General features: G+C 60.0%; 24 protein-coding genes and 1 pseudogene. 13 read left to right on the forward strand and 12 right to left on the reverse strand.

What is annotated here, in order from left to right:
• Window positions 1-114 precede the first annotated feature (114 nt).
• From RAE07_RS02155 to RAE07_RS11960, 6 genes and pseudogenes are all read left to right on the forward strand, one after another.
• Window positions 115-1,878: an acetyl/propionyl/methylcrotonyl-CoA carboxylase subunit alpha gene (locus tag RAE07_RS02155; protein WP_248099757.1), complete on the forward strand. Its 1,764-nt coding sequence runs from the start codon at window positions 115-117 to the stop codon at window positions 1,876-1,878.
• A gap of 23 nt (window positions 1,879-1,901) precedes the next feature.
• Window positions 1,902-2,345, forward strand: coding sequence for a hypothetical protein (locus RAE07_RS02160; protein WP_248099759.1), 444 nt, complete (start codon window positions 1,902-1,904; stop codon window positions 2,343-2,345).
• A gap of 41 nt (window positions 2,346-2,386) precedes the next feature.
• Window positions 2,387-2,968 (forward strand): ABC transporter ATP-binding protein, encoded by a 582-nt coding sequence (locus RAE07_RS02165; RefSeq protein WP_248099761.1) that lies wholly within the window; start codon window positions 2,387-2,389, stop codon window positions 2,966-2,968.
• On the forward strand, window positions 2,965-3,987 hold the full coding sequence (locus RAE07_RS02170) for an ABC transporter permease (RefSeq protein WP_239206229.1): 1,023 nt from the start codon (window positions 2,965-2,967) through the stop codon (window positions 3,985-3,987). The genes RAE07_RS02165 and RAE07_RS02170 overlap by 4 nt, the downstream gene beginning before the upstream one ends.
• A 142-nt stretch (window positions 3,988-4,129) precedes the next feature.
• The gene (locus tag RAE07_RS02175) at window positions 4,130-4,507 is read left to right on the forward strand and encodes a GntR family transcriptional regulator (protein WP_239206227.1); all 378 of its coding nucleotides are present in this window, start codon (window positions 4,130-4,132) and stop codon (window positions 4,505-4,507) included.
• Between the two features lie 422 nt (window positions 4,508-4,929).
• A pseudogene (locus tag RAE07_RS11960) lies at window positions 4,930-5,550 on the forward strand (DUF1648 domain-containing protein); the annotation flags it as partial.
• Window positions 5,551-5,803: 253 nt separating this feature from the next.
• On the opposite strand, the gene RAE07_RS02185 reads toward RAE07_RS11960, so the two are convergent.
• Complete coding sequence (locus RAE07_RS02185) at window positions 5,804-9,235, reverse strand: pyruvate carboxylase (RefSeq protein ID WP_248099767.1); 3,432 nt, start codon at window positions 9,233-9,235, stop codon at window positions 5,804-5,806.
• 377 nt (window positions 9,236-9,612) lie between these two features.
• Between RAE07_RS02185 and RAE07_RS02190 the strand changes: the two genes are divergently transcribed.
• The 3 genes from RAE07_RS02190 to RAE07_RS02200 are packed head-to-tail and all read left to right on the forward strand — an operon-like array spanning window position 9,613 to window position 11,507.
• Entirely contained in the window at window positions 9,613-9,981 is a 369-nt protein-coding gene (locus RAE07_RS02190; RefSeq protein ID WP_049359605.1) for a GntR family transcriptional regulator, read from the forward strand.
• Entirely contained in the window at window positions 9,968-10,822 is an 855-nt protein-coding gene (locus RAE07_RS02195) for an ATP-binding cassette domain-containing protein (RefSeq protein WP_248099769.1), read from the forward strand. Before RAE07_RS02190 ends, RAE07_RS02195 begins: the two co-directional genes overlap by 14 nt.
• A gap of 1 nt (window position 10,823) precedes the next feature.
• A complete protein-coding gene (locus RAE07_RS02200) occupies window positions 10,824-11,507 on the forward strand; it encodes a transglycosylase (protein WP_317001235.1) in 684 nt (227 codons plus the stop codon).
• A gap of 305 nt (window positions 11,508-11,812) precedes the next feature.
• On the opposite strand, the gene RAE07_RS02205 is transcribed toward RAE07_RS02200, so the two are convergent.
• The 4 genes from RAE07_RS02205 to upp form a co-directional block, all read right to left on the reverse strand.
• Complete coding sequence (locus RAE07_RS02205; protein WP_238801201.1) at window positions 11,813-13,240, reverse strand: NAD(P)H-quinone dehydrogenase; 1,428 nt, start codon at window positions 13,238-13,240, stop codon at window positions 11,813-11,815.
• 70 nt (window positions 13,241-13,310) lie between these two features.
• Window positions 13,311-14,501: a M20 family metallopeptidase gene (locus RAE07_RS02210; protein WP_317001236.1), complete on the reverse strand. Its 1,191-nt coding sequence runs from the start codon at window positions 14,499-14,501 to the stop codon at window positions 13,311-13,313.
• A 93-nt stretch (window positions 14,502-14,594) separates the two neighbouring features.
• Window positions 14,595-14,969, reverse strand: a complete 375-nt coding sequence (gene relB / locus RAE07_RS02215) for a type II toxin-antitoxin system RelB family anti-toxin (RefSeq protein ID WP_005322588.1) — start codon at window positions 14,967-14,969, stop codon at window positions 14,595-14,597.
• Window positions 14,970-15,016: 47 nt separating this feature from the next.
• Window positions 15,017-15,652: a uracil phosphoribosyltransferase gene (gene upp, locus RAE07_RS02220; protein WP_034656252.1), complete on the reverse strand. Its 636-nt coding sequence runs from the start codon at window positions 15,650-15,652 to the stop codon at window positions 15,017-15,019.
• Between the two features lie 57 nt (window positions 15,653-15,709).
• Here upp and RAE07_RS02225 point away from each other — a divergent pair, with 57 nt between their 5' ends.
• Genes RAE07_RS02225 through RAE07_RS02235 form a run of 3 tightly spaced genes read left to right on the forward strand, consistent with a single transcriptional unit; the run spans window position 15,710 to window position 18,217 of the window.
• Window positions 15,710-15,988, forward strand: a complete 279-nt coding sequence (locus RAE07_RS02225) for a hypothetical protein (RefSeq protein ID WP_049383645.1) — start codon at window positions 15,710-15,712, stop codon at window positions 15,986-15,988.
• Window positions 15,989-16,927, forward strand: a complete 939-nt coding sequence (locus RAE07_RS02230) for a C40 family peptidase (RefSeq protein WP_317001237.1) — start codon at window positions 15,989-15,991, stop codon at window positions 16,925-16,927.
• Window positions 16,928-16,978: 51 nt separating this feature from the next.
• The gene (locus RAE07_RS02235; protein WP_049383643.1) at window positions 16,979-18,217 is read left to right on the forward strand and encodes a SatS C-terminal domain-containing protein; all 1,239 of its coding nucleotides are present in this window, start codon (window positions 16,979-16,981) and stop codon (window positions 18,215-18,217) included.
• A 299-nt stretch (window positions 18,218-18,516) separates the two neighbouring features.
• Here RAE07_RS02235 and RAE07_RS02240 read toward each other — a convergent pair whose 3' ends face one another.
• The 3 genes from RAE07_RS02240 to RAE07_RS02250 are packed head-to-tail and all read right to left on the reverse strand — an operon-like array spanning window position 18,517 to window position 21,146.
• The gene (locus RAE07_RS02240) at window positions 18,517-19,542 is read right to left on the reverse strand and encodes an alpha/beta hydrolase (protein ID WP_316330612.1); all 1,026 of its coding nucleotides are present in this window, start codon (window positions 19,540-19,542) and stop codon (window positions 18,517-18,519) included.
• 6 nt (window positions 19,543-19,548) lie between these two features.
• Window positions 19,549-20,226, reverse strand: coding sequence for a type 1 glutamine amidotransferase domain-containing protein (locus RAE07_RS02245; RefSeq protein WP_023020668.1), 678 nt, complete (start codon window positions 20,224-20,226; stop codon window positions 19,549-19,551).
• Window positions 20,227-20,237: 11 nt separating this feature from the next.
• Window positions 20,238-21,146 (reverse strand): amidohydrolase family protein, encoded by a 909-nt coding sequence (locus RAE07_RS02250; protein WP_396130029.1) that lies wholly within the window; start codon window positions 21,144-21,146, stop codon window positions 20,238-20,240.
• Between the two features lie 30 nt (window positions 21,147-21,176).
• Between RAE07_RS02250 and RAE07_RS02255 the strand changes: the two genes are divergently transcribed.
• Window positions 21,177-22,370 (forward strand): D-alanyl-D-alanine carboxypeptidase family protein, encoded by a 1,194-nt coding sequence (locus RAE07_RS02255; protein WP_317001238.1) that lies wholly within the window; start codon window positions 21,177-21,179, stop codon window positions 22,368-22,370.
• Here RAE07_RS02255 and RAE07_RS02260 read toward each other — a convergent pair.
• The 4 genes from RAE07_RS02260 to RAE07_RS02275 form a co-directional block, all read right to left on the reverse strand.
• A complete protein-coding gene (locus RAE07_RS02260; protein WP_317001239.1) occupies window positions 22,333-23,280 on the reverse strand; it encodes an RDD family protein in 948 nt (315 codons plus the stop codon). The genes RAE07_RS02255 and RAE07_RS02260 overlap by 38 nt on opposite strands.
• Before the next feature lie 55 nt (window positions 23,281-23,335).
• Window positions 23,336-24,415 carry a YhjD/YihY/BrkB family envelope integrity protein gene (locus tag RAE07_RS02265; RefSeq protein ID WP_317001240.1) on the reverse strand — a complete coding sequence of 360 codons (1,080 nt, stop codon included), beginning with the start codon at window positions 24,413-24,415 and terminating at the stop codon, window positions 23,336-23,338.
• Window positions 24,416-24,518: 103 nt separating this feature from the next.
• The gene (gene trpS, locus RAE07_RS02270) at window positions 24,519-25,544 is read right to left on the reverse strand and encodes a tryptophan--tRNA ligase (protein WP_248099786.1); all 1,026 of its coding nucleotides are present in this window, start codon (window positions 25,542-25,544) and stop codon (window positions 24,519-24,521) included.
• 121 nt (window positions 25,545-25,665) lie between these two features.
• The gene (locus RAE07_RS02275; RefSeq protein ID WP_317001242.1) at window positions 25,666-25,857 is read right to left on the reverse strand and encodes a hypothetical protein; all 192 of its coding nucleotides are present in this window, start codon (window positions 25,855-25,857) and stop codon (window positions 25,666-25,668) included.
• Window positions 25,858-25,884 lie beyond the last annotated feature (27 nt).

A 25,884-nucleotide genomic window follows, 5' to 3' on the forward strand; every position in this document is an offset into this window, starting at 1 on the left:
GTGGGTTTATTTTTGTTCAAAAATGTCCCCCTTGCGTGCGTGAAAATTAACTCATGCTTTTGTGTGCAAGAATAGATTGCGTATTCAACCTAATGTGTTCAGGAGGTTGCTGCCGTGGCAGTAGAAACCAAAAAGATCTCAAAGGTTCTCGTAGCGAACCGCGGTGAGATCGCCGTTCGCGTGATCCGCGCGGCCCGCGACGCTGGCATTGCTTCCGTCGCCGTCTACGCCGAGCCAGACGCCCAGGCACCTTTCGCCTCGCTTGCCGACGAAGCCTTTGCACTCGGGGGCACCACTTCTGCCGAGTCCTACCTCGTCTTTGACAAGATTTTGGACGCCGCAGAAAAATCCGGCGCAGATGCCATTCACCCCGGCTACGGTTTCCTATCCGAAAACGCCGACTTTGCCCAAGCCGTCATTGACGCCGGTTTGACCTGGATTGGCCCCTCTCCTGAGTCCATCCGCAACTTGGGCGATAAGGTCACCGCGCGACACATCGCCGAGCGCGCCGAGGCCCCTATGGCCCCGGGTACTAAGGATCCGGTAGCCGGTGCCGATGAGGTGCAGTCTTTCGCCATGGAATACGGCCTTCCCGTTGCCATCAAGGCGGCCTTTGGCGGCGGCGGTCGCGGCATGAAGGTGGCCTACTCTGCAGAGGAAATCCCCGAGCTCTTTGAATCTGCTACCCGCGAGGCTACCTCCGCCTTCGGTCGCGGCGAGTGCTTCGTGGAGCGCTATCTGGACCGCGCCCGCCACGTCGAGGCTCAGGTGCTGGCGGATAAGCACGGCAATGTGGTCGTCGTCGGCACGCGCGATTGCTCCCTGCAGCGCCGCTTCCAAAAGCTAGTCGAGGAAGCCCCCGCGCCTTTCCTTACCGATGAGCAACGCACCTCCATCCACGAGTCTGCCAAGCGCATCTGCCGCGAGGCCGGCTACTACGGCGCCGGCACCGTTGAGTACCTGGTGGGCGCCGATGGCCTCATTTCCTTCCTCGAGGTCAATACTCGCCTGCAGGTGGAGCACCCCGTATCCGAGGAAACCACCGGCCTCGACCTCGTACGCGAGCAGTTCCGCATCGCCGAGGGCCACGAGCTTTCCCTGCAGGAAGACCCCGCCCCGCGCGGCCATGCTTTCGAGTTCCGCATCAATGGTGAGGATGCCGCGGCAAACTTCATGCCGGCTCCTGGCACCATCGTGAAATACTCCGAGCCGGCCGGTCCGGGTGTGCGTGTGGATTCCGGCGTCGTCCAGGGCTCCGTCATTGGCGGCCAGTTCGATTCCATGCTGGCCAAGCTCATCGTCTGGGGGCCAGACCGCGAGACCGCACTGCGTCGCTCCGCCCGCGCCCTATCCGAGTACACGGTTGAGGGCCTGCCCACCGTTATCCCGTTTGACCAGGCTATCGTTGCTGACCCAGCTTTCACCGCAGAAGACGGCAACTTCGGTGTCTACACCAAGTGGATCGAGGAGGAATGGGATAACCAGCTTCCCGCCCACGATGATTCCACTGATGCCGAGGCTGCCGAGGCAGAGCCTTCCCAGGTACACACCGTAGAAATCGACGGCCGCCGTATCGAGGTAGCCCTCCCCGCGTCCTTCGGTATCAACGGCGCCCCACGGAAAAAGAAAAAGCGCAAGGGTTCCGGCGCCAAGGCTGCCGTTTCCGGCGATGCGGTTACCTCCCCAATGCAGGGCACGGTCATCAAGGTCAACGTGGAAGAAGGCCAAGAGATCGCCGAGGGCGAGGTCCTCCTCGTTCTCGAGGCCATGAAGATGGAAAATCCCGTCAAGGCGCATAAGGCCGGCACCGTTACCGGTCTGGCAGTAGAAGCAGGCGCTTCTACCACCAAGGGCAGCGTGCTGCTGGAAATCAAGTAGCCTACCCCGCTAGCCTTGGAAGAATGACTGCTTCTTCCCTCGGCGTGCGCTTGGCCAAGGAAGAGGACCGCGACTATCTCGCGGGCCTCTTCCCTTCTTATATCTCTGAGTGGTCCCCCATCGTGGACGGCGGTGTCCTCGCCTTGCCCATGTCCGCGAACGAGGATCCCACCATTGCTCCCCGCGGCGCCGCGCTTTTGCGCTACTACCCCGCCGCTGACAAAGGCCCAGCTTTCTTGGGCGATCCCTTAGCCCACCCGCTTGACGACGCCGCCTGGCTCACCCCCTTCGATCCCGAGGAAATCCCCGAGCTCGTCGTCGCCACCGACGATCCAGCCGCCCGCACCCTGCTCATTAGCAACGCCATCGACCTCGCGGCCGAGCAGACCGCTCCTGGTATCTCGTCGGCCACGCCCCTGCCTGGTTTCGAGGAGCTTGCCCCAGGTAAATTCTTCCGCCGCTTTTAGCCCCCCCTAGGGCCAGCCGCCTGTCTGCTAACCTATCAACGATGTTGAAAATAGATGCAGCCTACGGACATGCCACTGCCCTAGGGCACCTCAATCGCGGCTTTGATGTCGGTCGCGTATACGGCCTGAAAGGCCCGAATGGTGCGGGTAAATCTACGCTGCTGCAGACGTTGAGCGGCGAGATTGCCCCACTAAATGGCACCGTTTTCATCGACGGTGCCGCGCCCGGTAGCGCTGCGGCGGCCGGTTCCGTCATCTCCGTCGGGGACCCAGTCTTTCTCCCCGACCTCACCGTGGGTGAGCACTTTAGTGTGCTATCCCGCCGGACCGGCGTGGACTTTACCGAGATCCATGAGCTCTGGGCCCTCGACCAAGCCATCCTGAATTCTGCGGTCAGCGATCTTTCCTCGGGCCAGCGCCAGCGCGTCTACCTCGCAGCCCAGCTCTATCAGCCGGCCAAAGCCCTGCTTATCGACGAGCCCGAACGCCACCTCGACCACACCTGGATCGACTTTTTGGCCGAGGAGCTACGCCACCTCGCAGCCGATGGCCGCTGTGTTGTACTTGCTTCCCATTCTCCAGCCATCTTCGATGCCTGCGACGAGGTGGTGGAGATATCATGAAACTTCTCTCCACAGCCTCCTCAGCCATCTATTACGCCTTCATCGCGGCACTTATCGCGAGCGTCAGCGTTTACGCCTGGCACAATGCTGCAGCGCTTCTGCCCTCGCTCGCGCAGCGCACGGCTGCCGCCCTTCCTGCCACCGCAATCATTGGTGCCGGGTTCGGCTCGCTCGCCCTCATCGTTCTCCTCGAGGCGCTCTATCCGCTGCGCAGCCTTTCGCTCGGGCGTTGGGTCTATGCGGATAGGCCGCGGGGGCGCATGGGAGGCGTCGATAAGCTGTCTATTGCGCAACTCGCCGGCATAAGCCTCCTTGGCCTCGCCCTGTGCACGTCACTGCATCTTCCACTCTATGCGGCGATAACCCTACCCCTGCTGCGGTTTGTCATCGGCTGGCGGTCCTTCGATCTCGCCTCGCTCCTTCACGCGGGCCGTACCCGTGCCATCGGCTCGTCCTCCTTTGGGCTACTGGATTCTGAGGTTTCTGCCGATGCCATCGCCTCCCAATCCGCGCGCCTGCGCCCGCGCTCGCGTGCCACGGCTTCGCTCAGTCTCCTTTTTGCTTGGCGCCTGTATCGCCGGTGGTACATCCCCCTCGGTGCAGTCGCCGTCATGGGGCTGACCCTGGCGCTTGCCCCACAGCTCGGCAGCCTTGCGCTCATTGGATTCACTGCCGCTTGGACCATTGTCAGCGCCGCTACCAGCCGCGCCGCCTCCTTCGGCCGCATCGTCGATGGTGCGTGGCCCGACTGGGGACTGCCGCTGGCTGCCACCGCAGGTGCTGCCGTTCTTGGCACCGCCTTCATCGCCACCGTGTGGAAGCTGTCCCTGTTCACGCTCGCAGCATGTTGTTTGGGGCTTAGCTACGCCGCCTTTAAGCGCTCCCGTCCCGCACGTGTGACCACCATGAATATCATCGATACCGGCGGCTTCGGCGCCTCCTTCTCTCCCGAGGTCTTCGGTTACTTCATGCGCGGGAGCTACGGTATTGCTGCCATCGCAGTAGCTCTTTTCCTCTAGTCTCCCTGCCCCAACACCCCAGGTATGTCACTGCGTTAAGTCACACATACCTGGGGTTTCTTTGGGATCTCATTTTGTATTACAACTAGCAATACAGATTGTGTTACTATAAGTAATACAGAAAAGAGATTGGAGGTGACAGATGTTCATTACCCTTAACCCCGAATCTGACGTCCCCGTATTTCAACAAATTCACGATGAAATCGTTTTGGCTATCGCTCACGGACAGCTTTCCGATGGCGACAAGCTAGATCCCGTCCGCCGCGTTGCCAAAGATATAGGCATTAACCCCGCCACCGTAAAGAAGGCTTACGACCTCTTGGTTTCCGAGGGCCTTGTAGAAACCGCCGGCCGGTCCGGATCCATCGTCAGGCCTGGTTCTCGCACCGCCTCACAAGAAAAACAACTGAATGAGCAATTAAGCCGCGTAGTCGCACTCGCCCGCGCCCAAGGCTTTAGCCCAGATGAGCTCCACGCTCGACTCAGCTCCACCCTTAATGACCTGGAAGTATCACCATGATTTTCACACTTTTAATGGCCGCCACCACCCTCGTTATCACCTGGATCATGGCCACAGCCCCCTCCCTGGCCTCGCCTGGCACACCGCTCGGAGTGCGCGTGCCCAAGGCTTATCTTTCCGATCCTGCAGTTACCTCTGCCCTCGCTGGATTCAAGGCACGCACGTGGAGCTGCGGCATCGTGGCAACGGCCATGTCCCTCTTTGCCTGGAAACTGCCGTTATTAGCTGCACTACCTTCCCTCGTGGTAGCGCTCGGTGGCATGTGGGCCTACATCTCCCAACGTCGCCGCATCATCGCCGCTAAAAAGGCGGGCGGCTGGTTCGACGAGGTGGAAACCACCATCGCTGCCCGTGTTTCCCGCAAATCCATTGGCACGCCCAACTTCGACGGCTTCCCTACGCCGACTTTTCCATGGGTAACCATGCTCTCTTCCCTGTTGTGCATCGCGGCCGGTGCAATCATCGTCGCTTCCCACTGGTCCGCCATTCCGGACCCCGTTCCCGTGCATTGGAATGGCTCCATGGAAGCCGACAATTGGAGCGACAAATCAATCGGGAGCGTGTTTTTCTCCTCATTCGTGGCTCTAGGCGAGCTCTGCCTATTTGCCATTATCTGCTCTTTTATCGCGCATAGTGAGGTGTCCCCACGCTCTGAGCGCAGCATTAAAGCGCGGCTGCGTAACGAAGCCAACCTCGCTGTCACGAACACCGGAATGGGAGTACTTACTCTGCTCATCAGCGCCGGGATGGCCTTCATACAGGTAACCGGCCCTATCCCGCACTATCAACGCTTCCACAGCGCCGCGATCATCACAATGTTGATTCTCGCCATTGGTGGCAGCATCGGTCTAGTTGTATTTCTTCTCTACAAGCAATCCCGGTTATCCGAGCAATTGCGCGGCATTCCCTTTTCCGATGAAGACAAAGAATCACCGGACAATGACCACCTCTATAAATGGGGCGTAATGTATTACAACCCGGATGACCCAGCGGTACTGGTAGATAAGCGCTTCGGTACGGGAATGTCGTTTAATTATGCCCGGTGGCAGGCCAAGGTCTTTTTCGGCCTCGTGATACTCATCCTGGTCGGCTCGTTAGCATTGCCCGTCCTCCTTGGCTAAGGCAAACCTCCGCTATCATCGCGAATCAACGATTTCGTCCATCTAAAGCAAGGATTTCGTCGACGGATCTGGTCATTTGGATGGGCGAAATCGTTGATTTCTACCGCTGCTAGACACCAAGGCGCCCCGCTGCCTCGAGATAAATCGAGGGAAGCGGGGCGCTTGAGTGTGCAGACTAGTTGATTACAGCAATGAGGTCGCCGCCTTCAACCTTGGTGGCCTGGCCGATGGCCACGCGTTCGACCACGCCATCCTTAGTGGCGGAGATGGAAGCTTCCATCTTCATTGCCTCAATGACGGCAATTTGGTCGCCGGCCTTCACCTCGTCGCCAGGCTTGGCGGTGGGATTGACCACGCCGGCGAATGGTGCGGCGACATGTCCCTCGTTGGAAGGGTCAGCCTTTTCTACGGTGGCGACGGTGGACTCGGCGTTTTCGTCGCGAACCTTCATCGGGCGAATCTGACCGTTGACATTGAGTACGACGTTACGCATGCCCTTTTCATCCGGCTCACCCACGGCGTCGAGACGCACCACGACCTGCTTGAGATCGGCGCGATCGGTGGAGCCTTCTGGGAAGTAGTGGACTACCTTTTCTTCGCCTTCAGTCAGACCGTAGAAGAAGGTGGTATCCGTCAGCGCCTCGGTATTGCCGTACTTACGGCGGAACTCGTTGAACTCCTCGAACTGCTTGGGAAAGAGCAGGCGGTTCAAGCTGGCACGGCGTTCATCCGAATTATCGGACTCGAGGTGCGGCTGCTCCTCAGCAGGAACTTCGCTGATTTGGGCGCCGGTCGCCTCGCGACCGTCGAGCACCTTATCGCGCAGTTCCGGCCAACCACCAGGAGGGGTACCGAGCTGTCCGCGGAGGAACTGGTTAACCGAGTCCGGAATATCAAACTTCGTCGGGTTAGCGGCGAAGTCTGCAGGATCTACGCCCGCGCCAACAAGGTGCAGGGCAAGATCGCCCACGACCTTGGAAGATGGGGTGACCTTGGTCGGACGTCCCAGCATCTCATTGACCGCTGCATAGGTGTCCTCGATGACCTCGAAGCGATCCGCCAAGCCAAGAGCAACGGCTTGGGCACGCAGGTTGGAGAGCTGACCGCCTGGAATCTCGTGTTTGTACACGCGACCGGTCGGGCCAGGGATGCCGTTCTCGAACGGAGCGTAGAGCTGGCGCACGGCCTCCCAGTACGGCTCGAGATCGGAAACCGCCTGCAGGTCGATGCCGGTATCGCGGTTGGATTGGGAGAAGGCGGCAATAAGCGCGGACAGCGATGGCTGCGAGGTGGTTCCTGCCAGCGGCGCAGAGGCGCCATCGACGATGTCGGCACCGGAGAGCGCAGCCGCATAGTAAGTGGCCATCTGTCCACCGGCGGTATCGTGCGTGTGCACGTGCACCGGCAGATCGAATTCCTTGCGCAGCGCCATGACCAGCTTGGAAGCAGCCTCTGGGCGAAGCAGACCCGCCATATCCTTGATGGCGAGGATATGGGCGCCGGACTCCACAATCTGTTCGGCCAGCTTGAGGTAATAATCCAGCGTGTACAGGTTCTCCTTCGGCGAGGCAAGGTCGCCGGAGTACGCCATGGCCACCTCAGCAACGGTGGTATTGGTCTCGAGAACGGCCTCGATGGCGGGGCGCATCTGGGAGACGTCGTTAAGTGCGTCGAAGATGCGGAAGACATCAACGCCCGACTTGGCTGCTTCTTGGACGAAGCCGCGGCAGACCGAATCTGGGTATGGGGTATAGCCCACGGTATTGCGGCCGCGCAGGAGCATCTGGATATTTTGGTTCGGCATAGCCTCGCGCAGCATGTCTAGGCGTACCCAGGGGTCCTCGTGGAGGAAGCGCATGGCGACGTCATAAGTCGCACCACCCCAAGCCTCCACGGAGAAGAGATTCGGGGTCATGCGAGCGACAGCCTCGGCGGCGGAAACCAGCGCAGTACTACGCACGCGGGTGGCCAGCAGGGACTGGTGGGCATCGCGGAAGGTGGTATCCGTAACCATGAGTGCGTGCTGCTTACGGATCTTTTCTGCCCACTTCTGTGGCCCAAACTCGAGCAGATCGTCGCGGGAACCGCGCGGTAGCGGCTCAGAAGAGTCCAGCTCGGGGAGCTTGTCAAAGGGACGAAGTGCCGTCGGGCGCTCGCCGTTGGGTTTATTAACGGTGGTCTCCGCAATGTACTCGAGGATTCGACCAGACTCATCGACGGCGGGCGGTGCCTTGAGGAGGTGCGGGTGTGCGTTGATGAAGCTGGTGTCCACACGGGTCTGAGTGAAGTCCGGCTCGCGCAGCAGGGCGCGCAAAAAGCCGATATTGGTGGCCACACCGGAGACGTGGAATTCGTTGAGCGCGCGCTGGGCGCGCTGCACGGCCTGCTCGAAATTGACGCCGCGACAGGTCATCTTTACCAGCAAGGAATCGAAGTTCGGCGATACCTCTGCACCCACAGAGGTTGCACCGTCCAAACGCACGCCAGCGCCGCCCGGCGAACGATACGCGGTCAGCGTACCGGTATCCGGGCGGAAACCATTATTCGGATCTTCAGTGGTAATGCGGCACTGAAGGGCAGACCCGGTGATGGAAATCTTGTCTTGGGCGAGGTGAATATCCTCCAGCGAGGCACCGGCCGCGATATTCATCTGGGCCTTCACGATGTCGACGCCGGTGATTTCCTCGGTCACGGTGTGCTCCACCTGCACACGCGGGTTCATCTCGATAAAGACGTGGTTGCCGCGCTCATCCACGAGGAATTCCACGGTACCTGCACCCTCATAGTTGATGTGTTCGCAGAACTTTACCGCATCTTGGCAGATGCGGTCACGCAGCTCTGGGTCTAACGTCGGCGCTGGGGCGATTTCCACTACCTTCTGGTGGCGGCGCTGGACGGAGCAGTCACGCTCAAAGAGGTGAATAACGTTGCCTTGGCTATCAGCCAGAATCTGCACCTCGATGTGCTGTGGCTTGATTACTGCGGTTTCAAGGTAGACGCTGCCATCGCCGAATGCGGCTTCCGCTTCGCGGGAGGCCTCGGCAGCCTTCTCGCGCAGCTGATCTTCGGATTCTACGAAGCGCATTCCGCGCCCGCCGCCACCGGCAACGGCCTTAACGAATACGGGGAAATTGAAATCCTTGGAGTATTCCACCAGCTTATCGACGTCCGTCGATGGTTCTGAATCCTGCAACGTCGGCAGCCCAGCTTCCTTCGCGGCGCTTACCGCTGCAGCCTTATCACCAGTCAAATCCAGCGTGGAGGGGGTCGGGCCAATGAACTTAATTCCATTGTCCTCACAGGCACGAGCAAGATCCGCCCGCTCCGAAAGGAAACCGTAGCCGGGGTAAATAGCATCCGCTTCCGCTTTCTTCGCGGCGCGAATGATTTCATCGATATCGAGATAAGCCTTTACCGGCTGCCCCTCGGTACCAATACGGACGGCCTCATCCGCAAACGCACGATGGAAGGAGTTACGGTCTTCACGAGGGTAGACCGCTACGGTCTTTGCCCCAGTTTCAAAGGCAGCGCGAAATGCACGCACGGCGATTTCGCCGCGGTTGGCTACCAGAATCTTTTTGAACGATGGAAGCGCGGGATTAGCCACTTCTGTGTTCCTTTCAGCTCGGAAGACGCCGCGATGCAACGCCTCCTGTTGGGTGATCCGCATCTCAGTCTAGAGGGCCACTCCTCAAATGTCTGCCCTTTTTAACGCCGAATTCGCCACACTTACCAGCCACGGAGCCACCTTGCGGACATTTCTACAGGTCGACCAGTAATAACAAGGTTGGCGATTCTGTAAATGTTGCAAATTTTTAATTCAACAACTTACACAGCGGGGACACCCGCTTTTACACCGCAGCTCCACCCCATATCACTCCTACCGTTGACCGCGGGCACCTTTCGTTATATGGTTACCCTCATAAATGGTTAACCCATACACCGGAAAGGGAATCATATGCCACGAATCAGAGGGGCCGCAGGATGAGTGACACCCGGCCTATTTACCAGCAACTGGCAGGAGGGATTAGGGACATGATCATCAGTGGCGAACTGCCAGAGGGCGAACGCGCCCCCAGTACCAACGAACTTTCCGCGTTCCACTCCGTCAACCCGACCACCTCTGCCAAGGCTCTCACCGTCCTCTTCGAGGAAGGGCTGCTAGAAAAGCGCCGCGGCTTGGGCATGTTTGTACGCGAGGGCGCGCGCGAGAAAGTTCGTCACCAGCGCCAAGAATCACTCAGGGAAGACTTCATCGTTCCCCTCCTGAAAGAAGGGGCCGCATTGGGATTAAGTGCCAGCGACATCGCTGACCTCATCGAAGCCGAAGGAGACCATCATGACGCACCTTAAGTTGCAGAACGTCACCTGCAAGCACCGCCTGCACGTGCCGCACCTCGATCTCAACTCCGGTATGTACGGATTGATCGGCCCCAATGGCGCAGGCAAGACCACTCTCTTGCGTGCGGTAGCGGGGTTCCTGCCTACCAAGGGCAGCATCGACGCCTCGTCAGTGGCGATCGCGCGCACCGGCGCCGATATCTTGCTTTCCGGTTCTACTGTGGCCCAACATCTGCGGGCCGCAGAGCACGTCCGCGATAAATTCGACGTGGAGTATGCGGAGGAGCTTTTGGATAGTTTGGGCGTCGATAAGCGCAGCAAGAACCGCTCTTTAAGCACCGGCCAGCGCCAACTGGTTGCCTGCGCCACTGCCCTGGCAGCGCGCACACCGGTCACCCTCCTCGATGAGCCTTTCAATGGCCTGGACGCACCGACGCGGACGCGCCTGCGAGAGCTCATCATCGCCCATGCCGCTGCCACTCCGGATTGGCTACTCGTGCTTTCTTCGCACCGCGCGGAAGACCTCGTAGGTTTGGTTGACCAGGTCATCACCGTGCACGACGGCACGGTCAATAAGCCCACCGACCTGGAATCCCAACGGCCGCACTACCCCGTGCTCACCGGCAGCGCAAAGGACGTTGAGCAAGCACTCGCGCTTGCCGACGCCCTGCCCCTCCACCAATCCTCCCTAGGCTCGACCACCAAGGTTCATGCCTGGTCCCCAGTACCATTTCCAGCTGATACCGCAGCTGCCGCCCACGTCACTGTTTCCTACCTCGATGACGGCCAGCTCATTGATTCCCTTGTTTCCCACGCCCTTGAATCCGCCCGCACCCGACAAGAGGAGTCCTAAAATGTCCCTGCTGAAGACCTTTAATCTCAACGCCACAAAGACCCTTATTGCCGTTTGCATTATCGTCGCGTTGCTGTGGAGCGTGCCTTATTTCCTGCCCACCGACCCAACAACGATTAGCGCTAACCCTGCTGGCTGGGGAATTCTCGCCGTATTCATTTGGGGCCTCTACTGCGCCTTCACCGCAACTGAATACCGGGCCCTTCGTGGCCTGGGAATGCGCCCACGGCAGTGGCTGATGAGCATGCACGCGACCCTATGGCTCGCCGCGTTCGTATTCGGCGCCATTGCTTGGCTGACATTTTATGCCGCGCTACGCGCTGGCGTAGACATGTACTCATCGTGGGTTATCTCTCCAGGCAGTTCCGGTCTCAGGCCTCTCTTCGCTCGAATCGCGACCTTGGGAAGCTTTATTTGTGGCCACCTACTTACCGGATACATCGGCACTTTCATCGGCTTAGTGGTCAGTAGCGCCAAACAACGCTCTCTGTTCACCCGGTTCTTGCTTATTGCTGGCATCCTTGTCGGCTTCTATGCAGCAGCACTCCTGCTGGCAATTCTTATTGATAGCCTAGGGACTGTCCAAATCGGCGCCCCTTGGCCGGGTCTATTCTTCTTCTCAGCTTTGGCTGTCATCGTTTTCTCACTATTGATGCATCAGTTAGCACAGCGCGTCCAGCCTTAGACTATCCGTGGAAAACGGCTGCTCCCCCACCCTGAGAATGAAAATTGTCTCTGGAGGAGGGGGAGCTTGTGAGTTTTAGAAGGACTTCGGCGGGACCGAACGCTGCTCCTCGCCGTTATAAGCGGATAGCGGGCGGATAAGCGAGTTATTCTCGTTCTGCTCTATGCGCTTCACCACGTCCCCACCGAAGCCCAAGAAGTAGCTACTTTAGGTCTCGCGCAATACGTCGCTGCCGCGGTCACCATGCCGGATGGCCATGCCTACCTGTGGTTGGGCGGTTTTGTGCAAGGAACCGGAGGGAAACTTTACTCCAGGTCGTCGTGAGCCACGAGGCGTCGCGCGGCCTCGGTAATGGTGCCGGACAGAGACGGGTAAACGGCGAAGGAATCGGCCAGCTGATTTACGGTGAGCTGGTTGGTCACGGCCATGGCGATGGGCAGAATGAGCTCGGAGGCGGTCGGTGCAACGATGACGCCACCGATAACGCGGCCGGAGGTCGCGCGGCAGAAAAGCTTGACAAAGCCGTGCTGCAGGGAACGCATCTTCGCGCGCGGGTTGGTATTGAGCGGCATGGTGATGGTGCGGGCGGCGACCTCACCGGCCTCGATTTCTGCCTGGGTAAAGCCTACGGCTGCGATCTCTGGGCGGGTGAAGACGGCGTTGGCCACGGTCTTCAGACGCAGCGGGGACACACCCTCACCCAAGGCGTGGTACATGGCCACGCGGCCCTGCATTGCGGCAACGGAAGCCAGCGGGAAAAGGTCAGAGCAGTCGCCAGCGGCGTAGATGCCGGCGATATTGGTGCGGGAGACGCGGTCAACCTGAATGTGGCCAGACTTGGCGGTTTCCACGCCAACGTTCTCCAGCTTCAAATCCTGAGTATTCGGGATGGAGCCGATAGACATAATGACGTGGGAACCGGTAATTTCACGCCCGTCCTGAGTGGTCACCAGCACGTTGCCGTCCTCAGTGCGGTTAACGGTTTCCACGCGGCAGTTCTTTTCCAGCTCGACGCCGCGCTCGCTAAGCACGGTCTCGAGGACGTCGGCCGCGTCGGCGTCGTCATGCGGCAAAATGCGGTCGCGGGAGGCAACCATGGTGACCTTAACGCCCAGCTCCGCAAAGGCGGAGACGAACTCGGCACCGGTGACGCCGGAACCGACGACGATGAGGTGCTCCGGCAGCTCGGTGAGGTTATAAACCTGCTGCCAGGTAAGGATGCGTTCGCCATCTGGCTGCGCACCAGGTAGCACGCGCGGGGTGGCGCCGGTAGCTACCAAGACGAGATCTGCGTTAATGGTTTCTTCGTGACCATCCTCGTTAAAGACGGCGGTGACCTTGTGACCGCCAAAGGCATCGGCTTCCTGATCCTCTGGGAAGTAGCCGCGGCCATCGATAACGCGTGCGCCCAGGGACTCCACAGTGGCGCGGATATCGGCGGACTGCTTGCTTGCCAGATCCTGCACGCGCTTATTCAGTGCGGTCAAGGAAAGGTGGGCCTGGCCAATGCCCTGGTTAAGTTCCATATCCTCGGCACGGCGCAGGTCGGTCTTGATATTAGCGCCAGCGATGAAGGACTTGGAAGGAACACAGTCCAAGATAACGCTGTTGCCGCCCATGCCCTGGTCTTCAATAATGGTGATTTCTGCACCATATTTAGCACCTGCCAACGCGGCCTCATAGCCGGCTGGGCCGCCGCCGATGATGACGATTCGCTTGGTCTGGTTCAACACGCACTTGCTCCTTTATCGGCTCCACTTTAAAAGTCGCTTACGAGTCTAACGTGTGGGACCTTAAAGCGCGTTAGTCTGTCTCCGCATTCTCCCCTATGAACTGCTCAACCACGGCGCCGAAGAGTTTGATGCCCACGCCGATGGCTCGCTCGTCCACGATGAGATCGCCCATGTGCAGGTCATGCTGTTCGCCTTCGCCGGACCAGCAGCCCAGCCGCGCCATGGAACCGGGGACCTTTTCCAGATACCAGGAAAAGTCCTCGCCACCGGAGGACTGCGGGGCTTGGACCACGGTCTGCGGATCGATGGATTGGGCCGCGGAGGCAAGCAGGGCGGTTGCGACGTCGTCGTTAAGCACCGGTGGTACGCCGCGGTTATAGGTCAGCTCATGTTCTACGCCTACCGGCGCGAGGATTTGATCCACCAGTTCGGTAAAGAGGCTTTGCATATCGCGCCAGATGCCAATATCGGCCGTGCGCATGGTGCCAGTCAGGCTGCCGGTCTCTGGAATGGCATTGGGTGCATACCCCGAGTTGACCTGGCCAAAGACCAAAACGGTGCCGGTGCGCGGGTCAACGCGGCGCGAGAGCAGCGCGGGCAGTTCGGTGATGACCTTGCCCAGGGCATAGATGACGTCGGCGGACAGGTGCGGACGGGAGGTATGCCCACCTGGGCCCTTGATATTGAGCTCCACCACGTCGGTAGCAGAAGTGATAGCCCCGGCGCGGATACCGATGCGCCCCACGCGCAGCTTGGGCTCGGCGTGGATGGCAAAAATGGAATGCACGCCTTCCAACGCGCCCCATTCAATAACGTCGGTCGCACCGCCGACCCATACTTCTTCGGCGGGTTGGAAGATGACTCGAATACCCAGCGGTAGGTCGTGGACGCGCTGAAAATCCGCCAACGCGCAGGCCAAGCCGAGCGCCACGGTGGTGTGTACATCGTGGCCGCAAGCATGCATCTTGCCGGGCACCTCAGAGGTATATTCCAGGCCGGTGACCTCGGTAACTGGCAGGGCATCAATATCCGCACGGAAAGCTAATCGGCCTAATTCCGTATCGGGGCCAATATCTACCATGAGGCCGGTCTGTGGGAAACGCTGGGGCACCAGACCGTAGTCCTGCAGGATTGAGGCGAGAAAGTTGGTGGTTTCTACCTCTTGGTTCGCGGTTTCCGGGTGGCGATGGATATGGCGCCGCCACGCAATGACCTCCGCACGGTGGGCATTGAACCACTCGTTGATGAATTCCGAGATCATCCGCGTGCCTTCCCTGTCGTTGAAATACGTCTGGGTGCAAAGTCTACAACTAGACCATGCGGTTCAGTAACTCAGGTGGTGATGCGGGGTGCTCTAGCTCAAGGCGCCGTTCCACGTGGCGGCAAACCGACGCCGGTCCACATAGCCTTGTGGGAAGGGCGCGACGTCCTCGGCGGCGGCCACCGCGGAATCGGTCAAATGCCCTTCCACCACGTCCCCGCCGGCCGGCAGCAGCACCGCCGGCGGGATTTCTAGGGCCAAGGCCAGCTTATATACCGTAGACAGCTGCGGGTCGGCCATGGCATGCACGCCATTTTCATTGCGCTCCAAATTGGAAATTTGGCTGCGGGAGACCCCAGAAATCTCCGCGAGCGCCTGTTGCGAAATCCCCCTACGTTTCCGCACGCGCCGCAATTGCTGTGAAAATCCGTGGCCATAACTCGACCACATTAAATGAATGAAACTCATATACTCCCCCTGGAAAGTGCGGTCGCCTTTCCAGGGAGAACACTACCTTAAAGGTCGATATTGCGCGGGCCGTAGAGGCGGTCGCCAGCATCGCCCAAGCCCGGCACGATATAAGCATCTTCGTTCAGGGAAGGATCGATGGCGGCGGTAACCAAACGTACCGGCAGGCCGGATTCGGCCAGCGCATCCACGCCCGGTTGTGCCGAGACCATGCAAATGGCGGTGATATCGGTGGCGCCGCGGTCAGCAAGTAGGCGCAATGCGTGCAGCAGAGAACCACCGGTAGCCAGCATCGGATCCACCACAAACACAGTGCGGCCAGTGAGATCTTCCGGCAGTGCTTCCAGGTACGGCACCGGTTCGTGCGTCTCTTCATTGCGGGCCATGCCGATAAAGCCGACCTGTGCATCCGGAATCATGGACAGGGCCGGATCCACCATGCCCAGCCCGGCGCGGATAATTGGCACGATAATGGGCGGGTCCTGCAGGCGGGTGCCTTGGGCGGTAGAAACCGGGGTGGCGCAGTCAAAGTTCTCCACGGCAAGATCGCGGGATGCTTCGTATACGAGCATGGCGCCCAAGTCTTTCAGGGCGGCGCGGAAGGCGGAGTTATCGCTGCGCGCATCGCGCATGAGTGTCAGGCGGGCGGCGGCTAGCGGGTGGTCTACTACGTGGATGTCCATGACCACCACTTTAAACTTTTTGGGAACCAAATGGGCCATTGGGCAGTCCAATAGGGCATGAGACCTTTCACGATCGATACCGACTATGCCCGCCACCTTGCCCGCGACCTGCATGCCCAGTCCCAAGGGGAGAATCCGCCCCATCCCGTTTTGCCTGAAGATTCCGCTTTCACTGCTTTTAATGAGGCCGTGCATGCCGCGCTCGATAATGTGGGCGCGCGCATGAGCGTGCTACGCAACGATATGGGGCAGGTAGCCCACTCCGGTTTCCAGATGTCGCGCGAGGCAGAAGATACCGATGCCGCGCTAGGCCAGCATCTTGGGGCGGCGATGTAGATGCTCGATAGCGCGCTCAAGCAGATCGCCACTATGCAACCGGCGCAGCTTCCGGAGGTAGAGCTTCCCCGCGTGCCGGACCTTTCCGCCGCCGCGCCTTTGGCAGCCATCGCCCACGGCAATCCCGCTCCTTTACTCGAGTCAGCCAAAAACATCGACCTCGATAAGGAAACCATCTCGGTTGCGCTCGGCCAAGCCCGCACCTTAGTGACAGGCACCATCCGGGATCTGGTGGGCATCGCGACACAATTGCTGCGCCAGGGACTTCCCACCGCGCTGGGTCTTCTTTCGCTGGATCCGTCCACGCGTGCCGCCGCCATGGCCAAGCTGCGCGCGCTTGTCTCCCAGCACCTGGGCATGGCTACTGCTCGCGTGCAACGCCTGATGGGTGATCTCAGCGCTGCCGCTCAATCTTTACAACCGGTGGCGCAGCGGCCGGTGCACTCCGCGCTTGCCGACGCCCCCGCGCACCCCACCAGCTCCCCACATCCCATTACCCTTCCGGAACAACCTGCGGCAGGCGCTGGAGCCGACGCCACGGCACACGAAGCGCACTCTCCCTCGCCCACACCAGAGTCCGCGGCCGAAGGTGGTTCTGCCGCCGGTCAGGCTGCCGTCGCCGCCGCGAAGAGCCAAGTGGGCCAGCCCTATGTATGGGGAGGTACTGGAAACGGCGGCTTTGATTGTTCGGGGCTTACCCAATGGGCCTACTCCCAGGCCGGGGTGGAGTTACCGCGCACTGCGGACCAGCAAGCCATCGGTCAGCAGGTCAGCGCGGATCAATTGCAGCCCGGTGACCTGGTGGTCTGGGATGGGCACGTAGCAATGTATTCCGGCAATGGCGAAATAGTAGAGGCTGGAGATCCGGTGCAAACCAACCCGCTGCGCACTACAAATATGGGCATGCAATTCAAAGGATTTTGGCGCCCCACGGCCTAAGGCCGATGCGCTCTCGCGCGGTACTTGAGGCGTTGGGTAGACTAAAACGCCATGAGCACCCGCGCAATTGTACCTGTAAAGCTCTCGCTGACCGAGGGCGATTTTTATACCCTCTGGGCACCCAAGTGGCGCCAAAGTGGCTCCGAATGGCAGGCCTTTCTGGGCGATGATGAGGATGTCCTAGCCTTTAACTCGCCGGCCGAGCTGCTGTGCTTCGTGGAGTCTGGCACCAAGCACGATTTGCTGGACCATCCGCTGTGGGACCAGTTTGCCGGCCGTGATGCGGACCGCGTTACCCCAGCCGAGCGCGATGAGTATGACCTCATCGGCATGCCGGTGGCGCTAGCTGGTCGCCCGAGCCACCAGAACGTGTCCACCGTGGCCCGCAACCTGGAGATTGCCTCCGCGCTTGCTGACGTCGCCGGTGCAGAACACACCACCATCTTCTTCGCTTCCCACTCCATTCTGCGCAATGTCTCCCGCGGCGCCGACCACTACTCCGGCGAGCAGGGCATGAGCGAGTGGTCCGGCGTGGGCCACGTCATCGCCGGCAATTGGAAGGGAGTCATCGAGGATCTGGATCAGCACGTTCGCGTGGTCTCCACCGATGACTTTGACGCGGCCAAGGTTTCCGATGCCAAGGAGCGCATCTCTTCTGCTGCCGCCGCCTCCGCAGCAGCGGCTAAGGAAGCCGAAGAAAAGCGCAAGGCCGCCGCCGAGGCAGCCGACCCGTACGACAACTCCCCGTGGGCCGCCGCCGGCATCGATCCCATCAAGATCACCGCGCAATCCAAGTCCGTCTACACCCTGCGCACCTACCTGGACGGCAAACCCATCTTCTTGGGCAAGTGGGGCGAAATCTTCACCTTCGATTCTCCGAAGACCTTGGTGCGCTGGATCATGGACAACGATGACCACGACCTAGCCCGCGTATCCACTTGGGAAGAGGTTGTCTCCGCTGCCAACGCCGGCGAATTGGAGGTACAGGTCCACCCGGATAACCAGTACTCTTTCAATGGCATTGTGCGCGATATTGAAAAGGGCCCAGAGGCTGTCGATTCCGATCAGATGGCGCGTTGCTACGAAGTATGCGCCGATGCCGCCGACTGGGCGGGCGACGATTCCATTAACTCCTATATGCTGGCCAACCCCCGCCTGCAGGACTACTTGGGCTACATGCTCGGCTCTACCGAGCACGCCGGCTATGTCCCCTCTAAGCCGTATAACGAGCACGCCGAGTCGTGGAAGGGCTTGGAAGACATGCTCATCAAGCGCTTCTCCAAGTTCTAAACCCGCACGGTCTGTGCCGCCTCACTTCTTCTCTACCACACAACAGGTGGGAGGAGTGGGGCGGCTTTCTGCGTTTAGTGGCCCCGTTCTTCTTTTTCTTGGCGTCGGCTCCGGTCGCGCATGTATTTATCGAAAAGCAGCCATACGATAAACAAGCCGAGCCCGACAATGGACCGGGCCAGGGTCCCTAGTCCAAAGACCCCGCCCAGTATCAGGCCGAGCACAATAGCGCTGACGAAGAATACGACCCACGATACGTGCGTGTTGTAGTTCACCGCTTGACCTCCCTGAGTGTGACTTTAAAGGTGGCGGCGGAGGTGGTCAATGAGGGCGTCGATAAGCTCACGCGATTGCGGGGCCTTGGGTTTAATCTGGTCAAACCCGTGGTAGGCACCGGCCCATACATCGAGGGTGGTTTCCACGCCGGCTGCGTCGAGGGCTCGAGCAAAAGCGACGGATTCATCGCGGAAAAGATCAATGCCACCGACTCCGATCCAGGTCGGCGGCAGGCCGGAGAGATCGGCTCGCGTGGCCGGCGAAGCATAGCGCGGCAGGTCAACATCCAGGTGATCGTTTCCCAGGTACATGGACCACGCGCCGCGGTTCGAGCCGGCCGTCCAGATGAACTGGCCCACCGCGCCGGACTTATCCGTGGTGCGGTGATCGAGCATGGGATAGACCAATCCGAGCGCGCGGACCGGGTGGCCCTCGTCGAAGGCACGCTGGACTAGGCCCGCGGCGAGGCCACCGCCTGCGCTATCACCGGCGACGGCGATGCGCGAGGTATCTCCGCCCAAGGTATCGCCGTGTTCTTGTACCCAACGCAGCGCGGCATAGCATTCATTGTGATCCGCGGGAAAGGGCTCCTGGGTGGATTTGTGGTAGCGCGGGGCTACCACGATCGCGCCCAGCTCGGCCGCCATACGAGCATTTTGCGGGTCATACATGGCCGGACCACCGATGAGATGGCCGCCGCCGTGCGTCCACACCACCACGGGGCGCGGTCCTGATGCGGCTGCTCCTGCGGAAGCACTGCGTGGGGTAAGTACGCGGGCGCTAAAAGCGTGGCCATCGAAGGAGGCGGAAAGCTCCGTAATGTCCACCGCATGTCGGATCGGCCGAGAAAAGTCGATGGTGGCGAAGAAGCGGCTGGCGCGGGCAAAGGTGGCGTCGGGAAGCACGTGCATCGGCAGATATAAAACCGGGCTGCGCAACCCTGGTGCTACCTCGCGCAGGTACGGCCGCCGACTTAGTGCATATGCCACCGCCCCAGCGGCCGCGGCAACCCCGGTTAGGGCTGCCCCGGCCTTGAGAAATCGCGGCATGCGCATTTAGAAGTCGCGCAAGATGCGCTGTGCCAGCGGCTCGGAAGATGCCGGGTTCTGGCCAGTGTAGAGGTTGCGGTCCACGATGACATTAGGGGACATCGGGTCAGTTTCCTGGTAGTCCGCACCGAGCTCACGCAGGCGGGTCTCCAGCGCCCACTTAGCTGCGGCCACCATCTCCTCGCCTTCTTCGGCATTGCTAAAGGCGGTCATCTTGTAGCCCTTGAACGGCCAATTCTCGTTATCCACTGCCAAGAGCGCAGCCGGGGCATGGCAGACCAAGCCGAGGGCGCGACCAGAATCCATGCGCGCCTGCAGGAGCTTAGCGGAATCCTGGTCATAGGCCAGATCCTCCATCGGGCCATGGCCGCCTGGGTAGAAGATGAGGTCATAGTCTTCCTCATTGACATCGGCCAGGTTCATCGGGTTTTCCAGCGCTACGCCCAACTCTGCCAGGTAGTTCTCCTGTGCCTCACGCACGTTGTCTGGCAGTACCTCCAGGCTGTACTCGTCTACGACCGGAGCCTTCGCACCCGGGGTGGCGAAGTGGATATCCCAGCCTGCGCCTTGGAAGACGCGGTGCGGGGCAATAAGCTCCTCGGCCCAGTAGCCGGTGGGACGCTTGGTCCCATCGGCGAGAGTCCACTCTTCAGCAGCGGTAACAACAAAAAGTACGGAAGGCATGTAGTTCTCCTTTAGTCAGTAATTTCTTCAGCGGCGTCTGCCGCATCAGCGAGGGATTCCTCCGTGTCCGGGCCAGCAAGCTCCGGATCAGATAATTCCTCGTATGCTGGCAGGATAACCGTTTCTAGCAGATGCTGCCGTAATTCCTGGTCAGCGAAGGAATTCTCCACTGCTTTGACGGTGAGATCGAAAAATTCTTCCAGCCCGTAGCCAAAAGTCTCGCTCAAGGCGAGGAATTGCTCGGTGAGCGTGGACTGTCCGGAGGACACGGCGCAGGTAAAGCCTAGCTGTTGCAGCAGAGGCAGTGGGTGGTCAGTCAGCTCCTCGGCCTCCTCCAGTGGGGTAAAGACGAGTGGAATGTGGCGGTCGCGAATGTAGCCAGAGGCCTTACCGGGCACGATGCCTTCGATATTCGCAGTGAAGTCATCGATCATATTCACCGGGTGGATCAGGCGGTTCACGCCGGACTGAGCGGCGCGCTCTACTTCTGCGAAGTCCTCTCCCACCAGGATCTGGGTAGGCAGGTAAGCCGCGCGGAAATCTGCGGCCGCACTCGCCTGGTTTTGTGGCAGGCTATAACCCACCACGGGGGCATCATCAGGCACTGCTTCCTCTGGGGCCGAACCAGCGAGGACGATGCGGGAATCAAGGTTAGGGACCCCAGCAGCGACGGCGGCTTCGGCAACCGCGGCAGCGTCCAGGCCGATCTCTGCTGGATCCAAGTGTAGTTCCGCATAGACCACGCCATCAGCGGCCAAGGCTTCGTAACGCTCGCGGATTGTCGCGGTCAGCTCCTCCGGCGTGGCGGCCGTGGAACTGATGGTCTCAAAGAGGGAGACCTTAGGAAGCTTGGCCACCACGTCGGCGGCGGAGTCCTTGTTTTCAGGGCTAATTAAAGGCGCGTCATGCATGCGTCCCATCGTAGGCACGGGCCTATGATGTGTCATGTCATGAAAAGAATTCTCGCTAGTTCTCTCACCGCCGTCTTGCTGAGCGGCCCACCGCTCGCGCTGGCGGAAGCGCCGACTACTCCTACCACCACGCGAACCACTGCCCCGGATACCGATAGGTGCCCTCACGCCGAGCGGCCGGAAAAGGCCACTACCACCTCGGAGCGGCTCGCCCCCGGGCAAGCCTCTCCCACCCCGCTGCCGCCGGTGGATAGCGATGAGGCCTGTGGCACTACCCTGCCTGCGGGGTTCCATGTGGACAAGGATGTAGTGGCCGCAGCATGGATGGTCTCCGATATCGATACCGGCGAGATTATCGCGATGAAGGACCCTAACGGCCGCTACCGGCCGGCCTCTATCATTAAGGCGCTGCTGGCGCTCGTGGTCATCGACGAACTGGATCTGCACAAGAAGGTCGAGGTAGGCGAAGAATCTGCACAGATTGACGGCTCTGCGGTAGGCATCGGTCCCGGTGGCAAGTACACGGTGGAGCAGCTCCTTGAGGGCTTGCTCATGGCTTCCGGCAACGATGCCGCGCACGCGCTGGCACAGGAATTGGGCGGCGACGAGGTCACTTTGCGCAAGGTCAATGACAAGGCGGCCGAGATTGGCACGAATTCCACCTTTGCGGCCAGCTACTCTGGGCTCGACGCCCCCGGCATGTCGACCTCGGCCAAGGATATTTCCCTCATTTACCGCGCGGCCTTCCATAACCCGACCTTTGCGCGCATTGTCGATACGGAGTCCGTAGATTTTCCCGGCTGGGGAGATTATGACGGCTACCAATTAGGCAACGATAACGGGCTTTTCCTCAACGATCCGGACGGTATTGGTGGCAAGACGGGTTTTACCGATGATGCGCACCATACCTTCGTCGGTGCGCTCGACCGCCACGGCCGGCGCTTGCAGGCGGTCTTACTCGATACCACCGTGGAGCACGGCCCGCGTGCCTGGGAACAGGCCCAAAAGCTTTTGTACGAGGCCTATAAGGTTTCCCCTGGGGATGGCGTAGGCCAGCTGCTTTCCGACGCCGACTCCCCTGCCTCCCCCGCACCCACACCTGCGCCCGATACCCAGGCACAATCTGCAAACTCCTCTTTAGCTGGGGTGCAGGGGTGGCTTGGCTGGGTCATCGCTGGCGCTGTAGCTTTGCTGGCTATTTGCGTGGGTGCTTTTTCACTACTTCGGCGTTAGCCCACTCATCGTGGGAGCCGCGGCGGTTATTTTTCTCCGTAATGGTGAAGGTGTGCACGCCGGCACCCACCCAGCTGGCGAAGGTACCAGGTCCCGGCACAACATTGACTAGGCGCCACCACTGACGCTTTGCGGACTGGGTGAGGCTAAGCCGCTCTTTGGTATCGACATCGCGCACTGTGTAGCCCATCAGCAGCTTGGCCGGGCTGGCGCCGAGCCAACACTCAGTGCCCAAAACGTAGAGCAGCAAGATGATGGCACCACCGATAAACGTCGAGAGTTCATCCACACCACCAGAAAGCAGCGCGCCGCCGAAGCTACCGCTGATGAGTGAGAAAAAGAATAGGTCCAAAATGGCCATTCCGATGCGCGCATCTTGACCGGCGCGCTGACTGATTTCAGGCGCTGGGTGTTGTAGCAGCGGTGCGGGGACGGCCGCGTTCGCCGTTGCCGGAGGGAAAGGATTGTGCTGCGGGGCAAAGGGGTTGCGTGAATACGGCGACCCGTAAGGGCTAGCAGTCTGCGCAAATCGTGATTCTTGGTGCGCTTGGTACCCCGGTCCTGCCGCCTGACCAGACTGAAAGAACTGAGCCTGCTGCGACTGCTGCGGCTGCTGCTGTTGCTGCGGCCGCGGGCTCCACTGGCCTATCGCGCCCAGCTGTCCCAAGTCACCCCACGTGGGGCGCAGACCCGCCTCACACGCCTTATCGTATTCCGCGCGCTTCGCAGCAGAGCCCAAGACGCTGGCGGCGATGCGCAGCTGCGCACGCCGCGGGTCCTCGATGTCTTGACCTTGCTGCTCTAGCGACAAATCCTTGGACTCCAGTAAAACTAAGAGTTCCCGCTCGCCATCGCGGCGGTCTAGTCCCCATTCTTCATAAAGATTCGGTGCGATGTCATTGGCGTTCATAATGTTCTATCTTAAAGCCGAATAGCAGCGGCGTCCTCACCCCTTAGGAGGAGATTTACTTGCGGCGCAGCAAGCTAAACGCACCCACGGCCGCAGCACCCAAAGCAGCACCAATGCCGAAGGTCGCGCCTGCCGGTGCGCCCTCCTTGACCTCATTGCGCACGCGAATTACGGCTGGCTCTGGGACAGGCGGGTGCGCAAACTTCAGGGACTCGGCGGTGGTGGCGGTCCACGCGGAGATATACAGCACCACGCGCCAAATCAGGTACATGACCACCATGATCACGATGACCGGACCGAAGACCGCACCGGCGGGGCTGCCGGTAGCAGAAGACATGATGACCGTAGACAGTTGCTTGAGCAGCTCGAAAGCCACCGCACCGATGGCCGCACCGATGAGGCCAGATTTCTTCGGCACCTTGGTGCGCGGCAGGATCATAATCATCCACCACATGACGATGAAGTTAGCCAATAGGCCCACTGCCAAGCCGACAAAGAAAATCACAAAATCCATGCCCGGGAAGGACTCGATGCCGACCTTCTCAAAAATCTTCTGGGTAAGACCAGAGGAACCGGCGGCAGTCACGCCAAAGGCGATGAGGAACGCCAGGATCAGGCCGATGAGACCTACCAAGTCAGAAAGCTTCTTCTTCAGGAAGGAACCGCCTTCGTTGGAGTCGATGCCCCACATAGCCGAGATGCCGATGCGCAGGTTATTCATCCAGCCCAGTCCGGACCACAGGGTGGTCAAACCACCGATACCAAACATGGCCCCGCGCTGCTCAATGGCTGTATCGAGAATCTCGTTGACCGTATCGCCCATATCGCCATCTAGCGAGCTGGTGATCTGGGACTGCAAGTCATTGAGCAAGTCCTCGCGATTAGCCAAGACGGCGGCGACGGTAGCCACGATCAGCATCGCGAGCGGGAAGATAGACAGCACCGAGTAATAGGTGATGCCGGCGGCAAATTGGTTTCCGCCTTCTGCACCATAGCGCTCGTTCATGCGCATCAGATGATCAACGAATCCGGACTTGGCGCGGATCTTATCTACCGCACCGGGATCGTCGGCATTGGCGCGTTCGATGCCGTAGTGGTCCGTCTTCTTCGAGGAGGATTGCGTGGTGGTAGGCACGTGCTTCCCTTCTTGCTCGCACAGTATTTATCCCACCTAGAGTAACTGGCAAATGTCCTGTTGTCCCTTTGTGGGGTGGAGCACGGGGGAAGCAGCCCCCTTGCTACTTGCGCAGGCGAGGAAGGAAGCCGACCTTTTCATAGACGTCGTCGACAAGCGGCTGGGCAATTTCTTGCGCCGTTTCTGCGCCCTTGGCCAGGATGCGCTCGAGCTCGCCGCGATCCGCCATCAGCTCATCAAAGCGTGCCTTGAGCGGAGTGGTAAATTCCTGCAGCGCATCTGCGGTATCGACCTTAAGGTGGCCATAGCCTTGGCCGGCGTACTTCTCCACCAGGGAATCGATGGATTCACCGGTCAGCGCGGACTGGATGACCAATAGGTTAGACACACCCGGCTGATTTTCGCGGTCAAAGGCTACCGAGCCCAAGTCATCCGTTACGGCGGACTTAATGCGCTTGGCTGAGGTCTTCGGCGCATCCAAGAGGTTGACCAAACCCTTGGGGTTGGCTCCGGACTTAGACATCTTGGAGGTCGGCTCCTGCAGGTCATAAATCTTGGCCGCGCCCTCTGGGATAAACGGCTCGGGCACCTTGAAGATATCGCCGTACTTATTGTTGAAGCGCTCGGCCAGGTTGCGGGTCAACTCCAGATGTTGGCGCTGGTCTTCGCCCACGGGCACATAATCCGGCGAGTACAGCAGAATATCTGCGGCCATGAGGATCGGGTAGGTAAATAGGCCTACCGAGGTGCGGTCCGATCCCTGCTTGGCGGATTTGTCCTTGAACTGGGTCATGCGGGAGGCCTCACCAAAACCGGTCAGGCACTGAAAGACCCAGGTCAACTCCGTGTGCGCAGGCACGTGCGACTGGACAAAGAGCGTGGACTTGTCCGGGTCAATGCCTAGGGCAATAAGCTGGGCGGCACCCGCGATGGTGCGGTTGCGCAGCTCCTCCGGATTTTGCTCTACGGTTATCGCGTGCAGGTCAGGGATGAAGTAGAAGGCATCATAGCCGTCCTGCAGGTCAATCCACTGCTTCAGCGCTCCCAGGTAATTACCCAGGTGATAGGAATCAGCGGTGGGTTGGATACCGGACAGGACGCGGGAAACGGTGGAATTGTCTGCAGTCATGGTGCTTTATCCTACCCCCTAGCTCCGGCGCGCGGTCCACATCCTTCCCCCAGCAGTGTCCCTCCCGGATCGAAAAATTCCCCCCCCGCCCGGAGGGCAGAGGGAATGCGACGCAAAGATTTTAAATCTTGCGGGAGGTGGGGCTGACCACGTCCATCAGGATGGCCCAACCGGAAACCATCAGCGCGCCGCCCACGCCCATGAGCACGATGGGGCCGAGGAAAGCGAAGGACGGACCAACAACGGTCCACCACCAGATGCTCAGGCCGAGGATTACAGCGCCGAGGATGAAAGAAATAATTGCGCGAGCCATGAACTTTCTCCGTTGCAGATTACTGAA

This window comes from Corynebacterium nasorum (assembly GCF_032821635.1).
Classification (GTDB): domain Bacteria; phylum Actinomycetota; class Actinomycetes; order Mycobacteriales; family Mycobacteriaceae; genus Corynebacterium; species Corynebacterium kefirresidentii.